The organism is Stappia indica (assembly GCF_001696535.1).
Classification (GTDB): Bacteria; Pseudomonadota; Alphaproteobacteria; order Rhizobiales; family Stappiaceae; genus Stappia; species Stappia indica.
In genome coordinates this window covers 220,698-236,249 of the sequence record NZ_MBQE01000002.1, presented here as the reverse complement: position 1 = coordinate 236,249, position 15,552 = coordinate 220,698, and the positions used below count along the sequence as shown (strand labels likewise).

The following is a 15,552-nucleotide window of genomic DNA, read 5'->3' as shown; positions in this document are numbered from 1 at the left end:
TGCCTGTCCCTTTGCCCGCCCCGAAGGGCGGGACGCGGGCCTTGCCGCGACTCAGGCCCCTCCTTCGATGCTCTCGACAATTGACATAGCCGGTGAGGTTCTGCATTCAATATCTTAAATTGGATCCAATAAGGAGAATCGTATGACAGTTTCTCGCCTGCGCCACATCCCCGGCATCAATGTCGACAAGATGGGCAATGCCGCCGATGCGCTCGGTGATCCGGACATGCTGCGGCTGGAGAACCTCGACACGGACATCGCCCCGCCCCGTGCCGCGCTGGAGGCGACCCGCGTCGCAGTCGATGCGGACGAGGCCAACAGCTACCTGCCGTTCCTCGGCATCCACGCCTTGCGAGAGGCGGCCGTCGCCCGGATCAAGACCGACACCGGCGTCGCATATGATCCGGAAGGAGAATGCATCGTCTCGGCCGGCGGCCTTTCCGGCATTCTCAACGTGCTGCTGGCGATCCTGGAACCGGGCGACGAGGTGATCATCACCGATCCGGCCTATGCCGGCCTGCTCAACCGCATCCGCCTTGCCGGCGGCGTGCCGCGCCTGGTGCCCTTGAAGGTGGCGGAGGGCGGCTGGCGGCTGGACCTTGAAGCGCTGGCCGCTTCCCGCTCCGACAAGACGCGCGCGGTGCTGACCATGAGCCCGTCGATGCCGTCGGGCATCGTCCACAACCTCGAGGAATGGCAGGCGATCTGCGATCTGGTGCGGCAGACGGGCGCCTGGCTGGTGCATGACGCGGCGATGGAGCGGATCCTCTACACCGATGCGCCTATGCTGCATCCGCTGCAGTTTCCGGACATGCGCGAGCGCACGGTCACCGTCGGCAGCGTCTCCAAGGAATACCGGATGATCGGCTGGCGCGTCGGCTGGATCGTCGGCCCGCGCGAACTTATGAACGATGTCGGCCTCGTCAGCCTGTCAAACGTCGTCTGCCAGGTCGGCATCGGCATGCCGGGCGCGGCCGCCGCGCTGACCACCGATGACGACGGCGTAGCGGAGGCGACCGCCCGCTGGCGCGCCCGGCGGGACCTGATCCTCGACGAGCTCGCAGACCTGCCCTGCGTCAGGCCCGATGGCGGCTGGTCGCTGCTGATCGACACGGCGGCGCTCGACCTGCCGCCGGAGCGGGCCTCGGCGCTGCTGCTGGACAAGGGGCGGATCGCCGCCACGGCGATGACCGGCTGGGGCGCGCCGGACCAGGCCGGGCGCTACCTGCGCCTCGTCTTCGCCAACGAGCCGCGCGCCCGCCTCGCCGGCATCCGCGAGCGCTTCCGCGCCGCCTGGGGGATGTGAGGCGGCAGCGCTAGAGCCGGGTCTCGATCTCGCGGGAAAGATGTCCGGCAACCTCGCGCAGGAGCGCGGGCGGGCCGAGCTCGGCATCGCCGGCAAGGCCGAGATAGGCCCGGCGCGCGGCGCGCAGCACCTCGCCCGTGCGCGCACCAAAGGCAGCGGCGGCCGCTTCCGCCGCCTCGTCCTTGGACAGGAAGGCGCCGGAGCCGGCGGTCCACCACATGCGCGCCAGCGTCAGAAGGACGTTGCGCGCGTCTCCGTCCAGCCCTTCGAGCAGCCCAGGGAGCAGTTGGCGCATCGCCTCGCGGACATGCGGGATGACGATCTCGGGCAGCAGGTCGGTGGCAGGGGGCCCGGCGAGCGGCACCGCCTGCCGGCGCGCCTGCGCCAGAACCAGCGTGTGCTCGGGATCGGTGAGCGGCTGCGGCACATCCCCCGCCGCGAAGCCCGCGCGCAGCCATTCGCCATAGACGAAGCTGCTCTCCATCGCCGCGGACGGACGGGAAAGAGCCGAGCGGTCGAACAGCATCAGCTCGATGCAGCGCGGCCCGCCGACGGGGGCGGGATAGGGCGCCGAGATCCGCAGCAGGGCATCGAGCAGCCGGCGGCGCGCAGATGCGCCCGGCGGGCGGTCGACAACGGCGAGGAGATCGAGATCGCTGTGCGGGCGCAGGCCCCCGGCAACGGCCGAACCATGCAGGTAGAGCCCGGCAAGCGGCATGTCCGCCTCGCCCTGCAGGAGAGCGAGAACCGCGCGCGTCTGGTCCGGAATTTCGCCGTCATCGCCCATGGCCCGCCCCAAAACGACAAAGGCCCCGCCGCATGGCAGGGCCTTCGATCAAAACTCAAGACCTCAGTCGCAGGGAAGGCCGGCTCAGGCCGCCTTCTCTTCCGGCTCGCGCAGCACATAGCCGCGACCCCAGACGGTCTCGATGTAGTTCTTGCCCGACGTGGCGGCTGCCAGCTTCTTGCGCAGCTTGCAGATGAACACGTCGATGATCTTCAGTTCCGGCTCGTCCATGCCGCCGTAGAGATGGTTCAGGAACATCTCCTTGGTGAGCGTCGTTCCCTTGCGCAGGGAAAGCAGCTCCAGCATCTGGTATTCCTTGCCGGTCAGATGCACGCGCTGGCCGGAAACCTCGACCGTCTTGGTGTCGAGATTGACCACCAGGTCGCCCGTGGTGATGACCGACTGGGCATGACCCTTCGAGCGGCGCACGATCGCATGGATACGCGCCACGAGCTCGTCCTTGTGGAACGGCTTGGTCATGTAGTCGTCGGCGCCGAAGCCGAGGCCGCGAACCTTGTCCTCGATGCCGGCGAGGCCGGACAGGATCAGGATCGGGGTCTTCACCTTGGACACGCGCAGCGTCCGCAGGACCTCGTAACCCGACATGTCGGGCAGATTGAGATCCAGCATGATGATGTCGTAATCGTATAGCTTGCCGAGGTCGATTCCTTCCTCGCCAAGATCCGTCGTGTAGACGTTGAAATTCTCGGACTTGAGCATCAGCTCGATGCTCTGCGCCGTTGCGCTGTCATCCTCGATCAACAGGACACGCATGCCAATCCCCTATGTCTGCCTATCCTGGGCAAGCCGCGCCGGCCAGTACGCTCCCGGTGCTAAGGACTGCGGTTAACCTCGACTCACTGTGTGAGACAATGGTTAACAAATTCTGATTCACACCTGCAAGCGCCGATGAGGCCAGTTTGGAAAACTTTTCCAAATGCTTGAAAATTCAATGGAAATCCTTTCCATAAAATCTTCAAGCGTCACGTTAACAAGCCGCTATAAACGACTCAGGTGACTCAACCTCTACGCCGGACGCGGGACCCAGGATGGCTCGCCATCCAGAACCCTCGACATTAAGATTAACCAAACTTGTAAACGATAGGTTACCGTATCCTCGCTTTCTGGGACCTTCTTTACCGAGCCTTGAGGATCAGATGGACCCGCTCTTTGCCGAACTCGAAGCCCTGATGCCCGCCGAGATCTACGGTCGGGTGGTCGCCGTGCAGGGCCTCCTGGTCGAGGTTGCCGGCCCCGTACACGAAATGAGCGTCGGTGCCGTGCTCGCCGTGGAGAGCGGGGAAAACGGCCCCGCCGTGCCGGCCGAGGTGGTCGGCTTCCGCGACGAACGCGCGCTGTGCATGCCCTTCGCCGGGCTGGAAGGCGTGCGGCTCGGCTGCCGCGCCGTGCTGACCGCGCGCGAGAGCCTCGCCCATCCTTGCGACGGCTGGCTCGGCCGCGTGGTCAACGCCATGGGCGAGCCGATCGACGGCCTCGGGCCCCTGCCCGCCGGCGGCGTACCGCGGCGGCTGCGCACCAACCCGCCGGCAGCCGGCGAGCGCGGCCGCGTCGGCCCGCCGCTCGATCTCGGCGTGCGCGCGCTCAACACCTTCGTCACCTGCTGCGAGGGCCAGCGCATGGGCATCTTCGCCGGCTCGGGCGTCGGCAAGTCGGTGCTGATGTCGATGATCGCCCGCAACATGGCCGCCGATGTCGCAGTGATCGGCCTGATCGGCGAGCGCGGCCGCGAGGTACAGGAGTTCATCGAGGACGACCTGGGACCGGAAGGCCTTGCCCGCTCGGTCGTCGTCGTCGCCACCTCCGACGAAAGCGTGCTGATGCGGCGGCAGGCGGCCTATCTGACCATGACGGTTGCCGAGCATTTCCGCGATGCCGGGCGCAATGTCATGTGCATGATGGATTCCGTCACCCGCTTTGCCATGGCCCAGCGCGAGATCGGCCTGTCCATCGGCGAGCCGCCGACCTCCAAGGGCTATACGCCGACCGTCTTCACCGAGCTGCCCAAGCTGCTGGAACGCGCCGGACCGGGCCGGCCGGGATCGGGCTCGATCACCGGTCTCTTCACAGTGCTGGTGGAAGGCGACAACCACAACGAGCCGGTCGCCGACGCGGTGCGCGGGATTCTCGACGGCCATATCGTCATGGAGCGCGCCATCGCCGAACGCGGCCGCTATCCGGCGATCAACGTGCTGAAATCGGTGTCGCGCACCATGCCGCGCTGCGTGCCGGAGCCGGTCCAGCCGGTGCTGCGCAAGGCACGGGCGCTGATGGCCACCTATTCGGACATGGAGGAGCTGATCCGGCTCGGCGCCTATCGCCGCGGATCGGACCCGGTGGTGGACGAGGCCATCGCCCGCCACGACCGGCTGGAGACGTTTCTCGGCCAGTCGAAGGGCGATGCAAGTACGATCGGCGCAGGCTATAATGAACTTGCCAACCTTTTGGAAATGACTCTCGCTTAAGTTGGCCTGCGCAACGGGAGTATTGAGTAATGAAGTCGCGTGAGAGTCTCATTCGCCTGAAGCAGTTTCAGGTCGACGAGCGCCGTCGCCAACTGGCCCAGATCGAGTCGATGGTCGACGAGTTCAAGCGCATGGCGCGCGAGCTGGACGACCAGATCCTCGCCGAGCAGGAGCGTGTCGGCATCACGGACGTGGGGCATTTCGCCTATCCGACCTTTGCCAAGGCCGCGGCCCAGCGCCGCGACAACCTGCTGAACTCCGCCGAGGAGCTGAACGGCCAGCTGGAAGCTGCCCGCGAGGACCTGCGCGAGGCGCTGGAAGAGCTGAAGAAGTTCGAGCTGCTGGAAGAGCGCGACCAGATTCGCGAGCGCCAGGAGCGCGATGCGGCCGAGCAGGACGCCCTCGACGAAGTGGCGGCACGCCGCAAGAGCCGGATCTGACCGGCGTCTTTTTCGTGGCCGCGCAAGCAGGACGATGCGGGCCGGCGCCCATTCTCCTCGACCCGTTCCAAGGGGCCCGCAGCGCGGGCCCTTTTGCATTTGCGCTCCCTCGCCTTGCGTGGGATAGCAGCGCCCATGTGGACGATACGAGACGCAGGCGCAGGCGAAAGCGCAACGGCCATCGCGATCTGGCAGCGCGCCGTCGCGGCCACCCATGACTTCCTCTCCCCCGAGGACTTCGCCGAGATCAAGGAGATGGTGCGCGGCTTCCTGCCCGACGTGCCGCTGACCTTTGCCGTCGATGCGGACGGCACGGTGGCCGGCTTCATGGTGCTGAGCGAAGGGCATCTCGACGCGCTGTTCATCGACCCTGCCGCCCATGGGCAGGGCGCGGGCCGCGCGCTCGTCGCCCATGCGCTGGCGCAGTTTCCGCGCGTTGTGACCGACGTCAACGAGCAGAACGCAGGTGCCGCCGCCTTCTACGAGCGCCTCGGCTTCACCATCACCGGCCGCTCCGAGCGCGACGACCAGGGCCGCCCCTATCCGCTGCTGCACCTGGTGCACGAGGCAGGCGCAAGTCCGGCGGCAACCGCCGAAATGCAGGGCGGCTGAGCCATGCGCCTGCTTCTCGCCCTGCTGCTGCCGGCCGCGACGACCTGCTTCATCCTCGGCCTGACGCTGCCGCTGCTGGAGCTGGAGCGGCTCTATTTCCTCACCGACCGTCCGGCGCTGCTCGCGCTCGTCGCCGGCCTGTGGCGGGAGCAGGAAACCCTGCTGGCGGTGGTGGTGGGGCTGTTCTCCATCGCCTTTCCGGCGGCCAAGATCCTCGCCCTGCATGTGGCAGCGATCGCCGGTCGCTCGGGGATCGGCCATGCATTGATGCATGCGCTCGGCAAGTGGTCGATGATGGATGTGATGCTGGTAGCGCTGGTCGTCTTCGCGGCCAAGACCAGCGGCCTTGCCTCCGCGACCAGCCTGCCGGGCCTGTGGTTCTACGCTTCGGCCACCGTGATGACGGCGCTGGCCGCCGCCATCGTCTCGCGTAGCCGCTGAACGGGCACGCTCAGGAGAGCAGGGCGCCGTTCGGCCGGTGGCTGCGCGGCTGGCTCTTGCCACCGCCACCGCCCGGCGAGGCCGCCCGGGTCCGGCGATAGGCATCGAGCCAGCGCATCGCCTGGGTCTCGGGAATGCCGAGGTGCTTGCAGCGCAGATGCGCCAGCGCCAGGAACACCTGGTCCGACGTGCCGGAGACCCGGCACAGGCCGATCAGCTCGTCGATGCCGGCCTGGTACACCGCCCGCTGGACGGCGGCGACGCTTTCGCCGGTCTGGCGCGCCAGCAGCTCGAACGCGTCGCCCGTACGCCCTTCGGCCAGCAGCACCAGGAGGATCGAGCCGAAGCCGTACTTGCCCTCCTGCACCAGGCGCCAGGCCTCGTCGACGTCGCAGGATTCCATGAAAAGATTGTACCTGCGCCGCAGCTCGTCGCTGTCCGCCTCGGGCGTGGTCAGGTCGCCCGGATCCGCGCCGCTGAGGATCGCCTCCAGCCGCACACGGGTCGAGGCGTTCACATGCGGGATCAGCCACTCGCAGATCAGCGGCGTCAGGTCGCCGCGTGCCGCCATGCTGGAGCGCAGGGGCGTATCGGACAAGGAGCGCTTGGCCAGCGTCCGCAGCGCCCAGTCCGACAGGCCGCTGCGGCGATTCTCGGCAACCGCACGCCAGACCTTGGTCGGCCCGCGCTCCACCAGGGCATCCGACACCCGGCCCGGCAGTGCCTCGCGCCGGGCGACGGCCAGGAGATGGCTCTCGGGCATGCGCCGGGCGATCTTGACGAGATCGGCCTCGGTCAGGGCCGGGCTCAGCTCCAGCATCGGCGTCGCCACGACGATCTCGTCGGTTGCGAGCCGGTAGGCGATCTGATGCGGCGTCTGGCTCCACGGTGCCATGCGCTGCGACAGGCGCGCACGCTCCTTCAGCTCGGCCCCGTCGAGCAGCTTCATGATGATGTCGCAGAACAGCCGCAGCTCTTCGTCGCTGTGCTCGCCGACGCGATCCAAAAAGAGATCGGCAACGCGCTGCAGCAACCTGCAGCGCGCCTCGCGAGTCGGGTTGCGAGCGAGCTTCAACAGTTCGTTGAGCATCCGGTGTCCTTTTGCGGCTCTTTCAGCCTGACACGTTCCGGTTACCAATCCCTTGCCGGACACGGCAGGATCGCAGGCTTGATTCAATGCTGATATATCAGTAGTCGAGTAGACGGCGGGCTACGCTGGCCTGCCATGTGCCCTTTCGTTCCCGACGCGCTGGAGACACCCATGCCGAACGGTCATCACCTCGTCGCCGGCGACTGGATCGCCGGACCCGGCGCCTTCCACGCCCTCGACCCCGCCACCGGCGAGCAGCTCGCCCCCGCCTTCGCGGAAGCCGACGAAGCTCTGGTCGATAAGGCCGTACGCGCGGCGGAGGCCGCCTTCCCCGACTATGCCGCCCGCCCGGTCGCCGAACGCGCCGCCTTCCTGCGCCGCATCGCCCGCGAGATGGAGATCGACGGCGAGGCCATCGTCGCCCGCGCCATGCGCGAGAGCGGACTTCCCGAAGCGCGCCTGACCGGCGAACTCGGCCGCACCACCGGCCAGTTGCGCTTCTTCGCCGACTGGATCGAGGCCGGCCACTGCTTCGATGCCCGCATCGACACGGCGCAGCCGGAGCGCAAGCCGCTGCCGCGCCCCGACATCCGCTCGATCCTGCGCCCGCTCGGCCCCGTTGCCGTGTTCGGCGCCTCGAACTTCCCCCTCGCCTTCTCCACCACCGGCGGCGACACGGCATCTGCCCTGGCCGCCGGCTGCCCGGTCGTGGTCAAGGGGCACCCGGCCCATCCCGGCACGGCCGAGCTGGTGGCACGCGCCGTCGCCGCAGCGATCCGCGCCTGCCACATGCCGGCCGGCACCTTCTCGCTGCTGCAGGGCGCAGGCCACGCCTCGGGCGCTGCCCTCGTCGCCCATCCGCTGATCTCGGCCGTGGGCTTCACCGGTTCGCTGCGCGGCGGACGTGCGCTCTTCGACGTCGCGGTGTCGCGGCCGCAGCCTATCCCGTTCTACGGCGAGCTCGGCTCGATCAACCCGGTCTTCGCCCTGCCGGCGGCGCTCACCGCGCGCGCGGCAACGCTCGGCGCCGACTGGGCCCGCTCGCTGACGCTGGGCACCGGCCAGTTCTGCACCAATCCGGGCGTCGTGGTGGCGCTGGAGGGCGACGGGCTGGAGGCGTTCCTGAATGCTGCCGACGACGTGCTCGCCGGCGTACCGGCGCAGGCCATGCTGACCCCCGGCATTGCCGGCGCCTATCGCCGGGCCGTCGACGCCCGCGCCGGAGATGCGGCGCTGTCGAAGCGCACGGCCGCTGCGTCTGCCGGAGAGACACCCGGCGGTTGCCACGTCACTCCGGCGGTCTTCGAGACGACAGCCGCCGCGTTCCTCGCCTCGCATGCGTTGCAGGAAGAGGTCTTCGGACCGGCAGCGGTGGTCGTGCGCTGCCGCAGCGAGGAGGAGCGCCTCGCCGTCGCCGCCGCGCTCGAGGGCCAGCTGACGGCAACGCTGCTGATGGAGCCGGGCGATGCCGGCGACATGGCGACCGCCCGCCAGCTCGTTCCCGTGCTGGAGCGCAAGGCCGGACGGCTGCTGGTCAACGGGTTTTCGACCGGCGTCGAGGTCTGCCATTCGATGATGCACGGAGGCCCCTATCCGGCCTCCACCGACACCCGCTCCACCTCTGTCGGGTCGCGCGCCATCCTGCGGTTCCTGCGGCCCGTCGCCTATCAGAACCTGCCGGCGGAGCTGCTTCCCGAGGGGCTTGGCGACGACGCCGAAAGCCCGCGTCTGGTTGACGGCACGCCTCGATAGGGTAGGTAGTTAGGAGAAACCTCCGGGGAAACGGTCGACATGCCGGCCGTTTCCGACACCGCCATCGTGCGCCCTGCCGTCCTGCTTGCGGACGGAACGGAGCGCCAAGGCGGACAAAAGAAGGACTCCGCATGCCCTGCAACGGACGCGTCGCCCGTCTCCTCCTCCCCCTGCTGCTTGCTGCCCTCCTGCTGTTGCCCTCAAGCCTGTCGGGACCCGCTTTTGCCCAGTCGGGCCAACCGGCACCGCAGCAATCCGGCGAACAGGCGTCGGGAAGTCCGGCGGGAGCGGCGCAATCCGTTGCACAGAGCCGGCGGGATGCGGAAGCGCTGATCCAGCTGCTGCAGGACCCCGGCGCACGCGGCGCGCTGATCGACTATCTGCAGCGCGACACCGCGACCGCTCCGGCGGGAACGCAGGCGGCTCCCTCCGCGGCTCCGGCTGACGCCCAGCCGGCCGAGACCGGCTCTGCCGAGGCCTCTCCGGCCGCCGCGGAAGGCGAAGTGGCGCCGGCCGAAGCCGAACGGCAGCCGACCCACATCGCGCTGCGCATCGCCCTTGCGACGCAGAACGTCCTCAGCGAGGGCATGGTCTATGTGGAGCGGATCGCCCGCTCCTTCACCTCGCTGCCGACCGCGCTGTCCTACAGCGCAGGAGCCAACTGGGAGCGCGTGCAGAGCATCCTGCTGCAGCTGGTGATCATCGCTTTCGTCGCCTTCGCCATCGTCACGCTGCTGCACCGTCTCGCCGACCGGCTGTTCGCCCGGCTGATCGGACAGGCCCAGACGATGACGGTGGTGCGGCGCGTCACGCTGCTGGTGCTGCACCTGCTGGTCGAGGCGCTGGTCGTCGCCCTCGCGCTGGGGGCCGGCTATGCCGTTGCGCTCTACACCGGCGAGAACCAGCGTCACGTCGAGCTGGTCGAATCGCTCTTCCTGAACGCCTTCTTCTTCATCCAGGTCGCCAAGGTGCTGACGCGCTTTGCGCTGAGCCCGGAATTCGCGGCCCTGCGCCTGGTGCCACTGGACGACGAGCAGGCGCTCTATTGGCGCCGCTGGCTGTTCACCATCTACAACGTGCTGGGCTACGGCACGATGGTGGTGGTGCCGCTGATCGCCAACAATATCTCGTTCCTGCTCGCAGACTCGGTGCGCATGATGATCGTGCTGGCCAGCGTCGTGATCGCGATTTCCGCGATCATGCGCAATCGCCTGGCGACCCGCGAGCGCATCCTCGCCTATGCCGAGCGCCAGTCGAACGTCGTCACCACCGGCCTGGTCGACATCGTCGCGCGCACCTGGCACATCGTCGCCATCATCTACGTGCTGATGCTGCTCGGCGTGTGGCTGTCGCGCCCGTTCGACGCGGTCACCTTCATGGTCCGCGCCACCGTCCTGTCGGTGCTGACGGTGATGATCGGCACCATCGTCTCGCTGGCGCTGACCCGCACCATCGCCGGCGGCGTGCGCCTGCCGCAGAACGTGCATGAGCGCCTGCCGATGCTGGAGCGGCGCCTCAACACCTTCGTGCCCCGGGTGCTGTCGCTGGTGCGGCTTGCCGTCTTCGTCGGCGTCATCCTCGGCATCCTGCATGCTTGGGACGTCATCGATGCGCTGTCCTGGTTCAGCACGACGGACGGCCAGGACTGGACCGGCCGCGCCGCCTCCGCCGGCATCATCCTCGGCGTCGGCTTCCTGATCTGGCTGGCAGTGATGAGCTGGGTGGACCTGCGGCTCAACCCGCGCGGCCGCCTGCCGACCTCGCGCGAGAAGACGCTGTTCAACCTGTTCCGCAACGCCTTCTCGATCCTGCTGGTGGTGATGATCACGCTGCTGGCCCTGTCGGAGATCGGCGTCAACATCGGCCCGCTGATCGCCGGTGCCGGTGTCTTCGGTCTGGCCATCTCCTTCGGTTCGCAGAAGCTGGTGCAGGACATCATCACCGGTGCCTTCATCCAGTTCGAGAACGCCATGAACGAGGGCGACGTCGTGACGCTCGGCGGCGTCACCGGCACGGTGGAGAAGCTGACGATCCGCTCGGTGCGCCTGCGCGACATCGACGGCACCGCCCACATGATCCCGTTCTCAACGGTCGACCGGGTCGCCAACTTCATGCGCGGCTGGGCATATCACGTGGCGGCGATCGGCGTTGCCTACGACAGCGACCTGACGGAAGTGAAGCTGGCCATGCATGCCGCCTTCGACCGGCTCATGCAGACCGACTACAAGTCGGAGATCCTCGAGCCGCTGGAGATGCACGGCATCACCATGTTCGGCGACAGCGCCATCACGGTGCGCGCGCGCATCAAGACCCGTCCGGGCTCGCAGTGGTCGGTCGGCCGCGCCTACAACGAGCACATCAAGGCGGAATTCGACGCGCGCGGCATCGAGATCCCGTTCCCGCAGGTCACCTACCACATGCCCCCGAAGGCTCTGGCCGCCGAGGAAGACGAGAAGGTGATCGAAGGCACCGCCAAGCCGGCGGACGCCAGCCCGAGCGACGGCGAAGCGCAGACGCAGGCCGCTCTGCCCGATGCCTCCGCGCCCAAGGCCCCGCGCCGCCGACGCAAGAAGAAGCCGCAGGACATCCCCTCCGAAGACGAGGTCTAACCCTACGTAATCGCCGACACCGATCAGCAACCGCCGGGCGCCCTGCGCCCGGCTGTCGTGTTTGCCGAACGCAAGGCAACGCACGACGTGTTGCGGAGCGGGCACAACCGGATCATCATGACCGGGAGTGATTGCGATTGAAACGAAGCATTCGTCACACCTGCCAATTGTGACGATGAAATTCTCGCAAGCCCTGCCGTTTAGGTTTTTTCTCCCAAAACGCCACGAAAATAGAAAGCATCATCCTGTTGTAACCCGTTTCGGGCGCGACTAATGTGCCCTCAAGGCCGTCTGCGGAAAAACAACCTTCCCAAAGGGAAGCATCGCCGCGACGTGCCGAATATTCAAACGGGAGAGTATCCATGATCATTCGCCGCAGCATGAAGGCCGCCCTTCTGGGCGTGAGCCTTGCCCTGTTCGCGACGGGCGCAGCCTCGGCCAAGAACCTCGTCTATTGCTCGGAAGGTTCGCCGGAAGGCTTCGATTCGGCGCTGTACACAGCCGGCACCACGTTCGACGCCTCGTCCAAGCCGGTGTTCAACCGCCTGGTCGAGTTCAAGCGCGGCACCACCGAGGTCCTGCCGGGCCTGGCCGAGAGCTGGTCGGTTTCCGACGACGGGCTGGAGTACACCTTCAACCTGCGCAAGGGCGTCAAGTTCCACACCACGTCCTTCTTCACGCCGACGCGCGACTTCAACGCCGACGACGTGGTGTTCTCCTTCGAGCGCCAGCGCGACCCGAACCATCCGTGGCACGCCTACACCGCCGGCGCGTCCTGGGAGTATTTCAACGGTATGTCGATGCCCGATCTCATCAAGGAGATCGTCAAGGTCGACGACTACACGGTGAAGTTCGTGCTGAACCGGCCTGAAGCGCCGATGATCGCCAACCTCGCCATGGACTTCGCCTCGATCCTGTCGGCCGAATACGCCGACAAGCTGGCCGCCGACGGCAAGATGGACATGATGAACCAGGAGCCGGTCGGCACCGGTCCGTTCTCCTTCGTCGGCTACCAGAAGGACGCGGTGATCCGCTACCAGGCCTTCGCCGACTACTGGGGCGGCAAGCAGCCGATCGACAACCTGATCTTCGCGATCACGCCGGACGCCTCGGTGCGCCTGCAGAAGCTGAAGGCCGGCGAGTGCCACGTGATGCCGTATCCGGCACCGGCCGACATCGCCGACATCAAGGCCGATTCCAACCTGAACCTGATGGAGCAGGAAGGCCTCAACGTCGGTTACCTCGCCTACAACACCCAGATGGCCCCCTTCGACAACCCGAAGGTCCGCAAGGCCCTCAACATGGCCATCAACAAGCAGGCGATCCTCGACGCGGTGTTCCAGGGCGCCGGCCAGGCGGCCAAGAACCCGATCCCGCCGACCATGTGGTCCTACAACGACCAGATCGTCGACGATCCGTACGATCCGGACGCAGCCAAGAAGATGCTCGACGAGGCCGGCGTCTCGGGCCTGAAGATGAAGGTCTGGGCGATGCCGGTGCAGCGCCCGTACAACCCGAACGCCCGCCGCATGGCGGAGCTGATCCAGGCGGACTTTGCCAAGGTCGGCGTCGAGGTCGAGATCGTCTCCTACGAGTGGGGCGAGTACCTCAAGCGTTCGAGCGAGAAGGACCGCGACGGCGCCATCCTGCTCGGCTGGACCGGTGACAACGGCGATCCGGACAACTTCCTCGCCGTGCTGCTCGGCTGCGACGGCGTCGGCGGCGCCAACCGTGCCCAGTGGTGCCACAAGCCGTTCGACGACCTGATCCAGAAGGCCAAGACCATCTCGGACAAGGCCGAGCGCACCAAGCTCTACGAAGAGGCCCAGGTGGTCTTCAAGGAGCAGGCGCCGTGGGCCACCATCGCCCATTCGGTCGTGTTCATGCCGATGTCGGCCAAGGTGTCCGGCTATGTCATGGACCCGCTCGGCGGCCACTGGTTTGACGGCGTCGACATCGCCGAGTAAACCGCGCGCCGCCGCGGCTTGAGCGCTCCGGAGGTCACCTTCCGGAGCGGACAGGCCCGGCCAACGCCATCCCGCACCGGCCCGGATCCAGTCCGGGGCCGGTGCGGTCGTTTTGGACGCATCCGATGATCCGTTTCCTGTTCGCACGACTGGCGCTGCTCGTCCCGACCTTCATCGGCGTGACGATCGTCGCCTTCGGCTTCATCCGCCTGCTGCCGGGCGATCCGGTGCTGCTGCTGGCCGGCGAGCGCGGCCTCAGCCCCGAGCGCTACAACCAGCTGATGGAGCAATTCGGCTTCTCCCAGCCGATCTGGCAGCAATATCTCGACTACATCGTCGGCGTTCTGACCGGCGATCTGGGCAATTCCATCGTCACCAAGAAGCCGGTCTTCGACGAATTCATGGCGCTGTTCCCGGCGACCGTCGAACTGGCCCTGTGCGCGATCATCATCGCGGTGGCGCTCGGCATCCCCGCCGGCATCCTCGCCGCAGTCCGGCGCGGCTCCATCGCCGACCAGGCGATCATGGGCACAGCGCTGATCGGCTACTCGATGCCGATCTTCTGGTGGGGCCTGCTGCTGATCATCTTCTTCTCGGGCATCCTGCAATGGACGCCGGTCTCGGGCCGCATCTCGCTGATGTACTTCTTCCCGCAGGTCACCGGCTTCATGCTGATCGACAGTCTCCTGTCGGGACAGAAGGGCGCCTTCCAGTCGGCCCTCAGCCACCTGATCCTGCCCTCCATCGTGCTGGCGACGATCCCGCTGGCGGTGATCGCCCGCCAGACCCGCTCGGCCATGCTGGAAGTGCTGGGCGAGGACTATGTGCGCACCGCAAGGGCCAAGGGCCTGGCGCCGCTGCGCGTCGTCGGCCTGCATGCGCTCAGAAACGCCATGATCCCGGTGCTGACCACCATCGGCCTGCAGGTGGGCGTGCTGCTCGCCGGCGCCATCCTCACCGAGACGATCTTCTCCTGGCCGGGCATCGGCAAGTGGATGATCGACAGCATCGCCCGCCGCGACTACCCCGTCGTGCAGGGCGGCCTGCTGATGATCGCCCTCATCGTGATGATCGTGAACCTGACGGTCGACATGCTCTACGGGCTTGTCAATCCGCGCATCCGCCACACCTGAGCCGGAGCCGACCATGACCGACACCCCCACTTCCGCCGTCTCCGTCGAAGCCGAAAGCCGCAACGCCACGCGGCAGATGCTCGCCGAGTTCTGGTTCTACTTCTCCCGCAACCGCGGCGCCGTCATCGGGCTCGTGGTCTTCACCACGCTGGTGCTCGTCGCGCTCGCTGCACCGCTGGTCGCGCCGCACGATCCCGACATGCAGTACCGCGACAGCTTCCTGACCCCGCCGTTCTGGTCGGAAGGCGGCAAGGCGGCCTTCCTGCTCGGCACCGATGCGGTCGGCCGCGACATCCTCTCGCGGCTGATCTACGGCGCGCGCTTCTCGCTGTTCATCGGTCTCGTCGTGGTGACCATCGCGCTCAGCGGCGGCATCGTGCTCGGCCTCGTCGCCGGCTTCTTCCGCGGCTGGGTCGACACCGTGATCATGCGGGTGATGGACGTGATCCTCGCCTTCCCCTCGCTGCTGCTGGCGCTGGTGCTGGTCGCCGTGCTGGGGCCTGGCCTCGTCAACGCCATGATCGCCATCGCGCTGGTGCTGCAGCCGCATTTCGTCCGCCTGACCCGCGCCGCGGTGCTGGCCGAGCGCAACCGCGACTATGTGGTGGCGGCACGGCTGGCCGGCGCCAGCCGGCTGCGGCTGATGTTCAAGACGATCCTGCCGAACTGCCTGGCACCGCTGATCGTGCAGGCGACCCTGTCCTTCTCCAACGCGATCCTCGATGCGGCGGCTCTCGGCTTCCTCGGCATGGGCGCACAGCCGCCCACCCCCGAATGGGGCACCATGCTGGCCGAGGCACGCGAGTTCATCCTGCGCGCCTGGTGGGTCGTCACCTTCCCGGGCCTTGCGATCCTGATCACCGTGCTGGCGATCAATCTGGTCGGCGACGGCCTGCGCGATGCCCTCGACCCGAAGCTGAAGCGGAGCTGAC

The 15,552-nt window shown here is 67.3% G+C and carries 14 protein-coding genes; 10 read left to right on the top strand and 4 right to left on the bottom strand.

Translation table 11 applies throughout. The annotated features are described in order from the left end of the window. The first annotated feature begins 142 nt into the window (after positions 1-142). Positions 143-1,306 carry a pyridoxal phosphate-dependent aminotransferase gene (locus tag BBX35_RS09065; RefSeq protein ID WP_067218842.1) on the top strand — a complete coding sequence of 388 codons (1,164 nt, stop codon included), beginning with the start codon at positions 143-145 and terminating at the stop codon, positions 1,304-1,306. Positions 1,307-1,316: 10 nt separating this feature from the next. Here BBX35_RS09065 and BBX35_RS09060 read toward each other — a convergent pair whose 3' ends face one another. Both BBX35_RS09060 and ctrA read right to left on the bottom strand, forming a co-directional pair. Then, entirely contained in the window at positions 1,317-2,093 is a 777-nt protein-coding gene (locus BBX35_RS09060; RefSeq protein ID WP_067218840.1) for an aminoglycoside adenylyltransferase domain-containing protein, read from the bottom strand. 84 nt (positions 2,094-2,177) lie between these two features. After that, positions 2,178-2,867: a response regulator transcription factor CtrA gene (gene ctrA / locus BBX35_RS09055; protein ID WP_067218837.1), complete on the bottom strand. Its 690-nt coding sequence runs from the start codon at positions 2,865-2,867 to the stop codon at positions 2,178-2,180. 383 nt (positions 2,868-3,250) lie between these two features. Between ctrA and fliI the strand changes: the two genes are divergently transcribed. The 4 genes from fliI (at position 3,251) to BBX35_RS09035 (ending at position 6,069) form a co-directional block, all read left to right on the top strand. Continuing rightward, complete coding sequence (gene fliI, locus BBX35_RS09050; RefSeq protein WP_067218835.1) at positions 3,251-4,576, top strand: flagellar protein export ATPase FliI; 1,326 nt, start codon at positions 3,251-3,253, stop codon at positions 4,574-4,576. A gap of 29 nt (positions 4,577-4,605) precedes the next feature. After that, a complete protein-coding gene (gene fliJ, locus BBX35_RS09045) occupies positions 4,606-5,016 on the top strand; it encodes a flagellar export protein FliJ (protein ID WP_067218833.1) in 411 nt (136 codons plus the stop codon). Positions 5,017-5,151: 135 nt separating this feature from the next. Continuing rightward, positions 5,152-5,628, top strand: a complete 477-nt coding sequence (locus BBX35_RS09040) for an acetyltransferase (RefSeq protein ID WP_067218830.1) — start codon at positions 5,152-5,154, stop codon at positions 5,626-5,628. 3 nt (positions 5,629-5,631) lie between these two features. After that, positions 5,632-6,069, top strand: a complete 438-nt coding sequence (locus BBX35_RS09035; protein ID WP_067218828.1) for a paraquat-inducible protein A — start codon at positions 5,632-5,634, stop codon at positions 6,067-6,069. A 10-nt stretch (positions 6,070-6,079) separates the two neighbouring features. Here the strand turns inward: BBX35_RS09035 and BBX35_RS09030 are convergent, their stop codons facing one another. Next, positions 6,080-7,159, bottom strand: a complete 1,080-nt coding sequence (locus tag BBX35_RS09030; protein ID WP_067218825.1) for a DUF2336 domain-containing protein — start codon at positions 7,157-7,159, stop codon at positions 6,080-6,082. A 171-nt stretch (positions 7,160-7,330) separates the two neighbouring features. On the opposite strand from BBX35_RS09030, the gene BBX35_RS09025 reads away from it, so the two are divergent. Both BBX35_RS09025 and BBX35_RS09020 read left to right on the top strand, forming a co-directional pair. Next, positions 7,331-8,911 (top strand): aldehyde dehydrogenase (NADP(+)), encoded by a 1,581-nt coding sequence (locus BBX35_RS09025; RefSeq protein ID WP_067218823.1) that lies wholly within the window; start codon positions 7,331-7,333, stop codon positions 8,909-8,911. 131 nt (positions 8,912-9,042) lie between these two features. Next, a complete protein-coding gene (locus BBX35_RS09020) occupies positions 9,043-11,520 on the top strand; it encodes a mechanosensitive ion channel domain-containing protein (protein WP_067218821.1) in 2,478 nt (825 codons plus the stop codon). A 154-nt stretch (positions 11,521-11,674) separates the two neighbouring features. On the opposite strand, the gene BBX35_RS23380 is transcribed toward BBX35_RS09020, so the two are convergent. Then, positions 11,675-11,884: a hypothetical protein gene (locus BBX35_RS23380; RefSeq protein WP_141687839.1), complete on the bottom strand. Its 210-nt coding sequence runs from the start codon at positions 11,882-11,884 to the stop codon at positions 11,675-11,677. On the opposite strand from BBX35_RS23380, the gene BBX35_RS09015 reads away from it, so the two are divergent. From BBX35_RS09015 to BBX35_RS09005, 3 genes are all read left to right on the top strand, one after another. Next, a complete protein-coding gene (locus BBX35_RS09015; protein ID WP_088941657.1) occupies positions 11,883-13,487 on the top strand; it encodes an ABC transporter substrate-binding protein in 1,605 nt (534 codons plus the stop codon). The two genes, BBX35_RS23380 and BBX35_RS09015, sit on opposite strands and share 2 nt — an antisense overlap. A gap of 125 nt (positions 13,488-13,612) precedes the next feature. Further along, positions 13,613-14,620, top strand: a complete 1,008-nt coding sequence (locus BBX35_RS09010) for an ABC transporter permease subunit (protein WP_067219916.1) — start codon at positions 13,613-13,615, stop codon at positions 14,618-14,620. A 13-nt stretch (positions 14,621-14,633) separates the two neighbouring features. Next, a complete protein-coding gene (locus tag BBX35_RS09005; protein WP_067218819.1) occupies positions 14,634-15,551 on the top strand; it encodes an ABC transporter permease subunit in 918 nt (305 codons plus the stop codon). Position 15,552 lies beyond the last annotated feature (1 nt).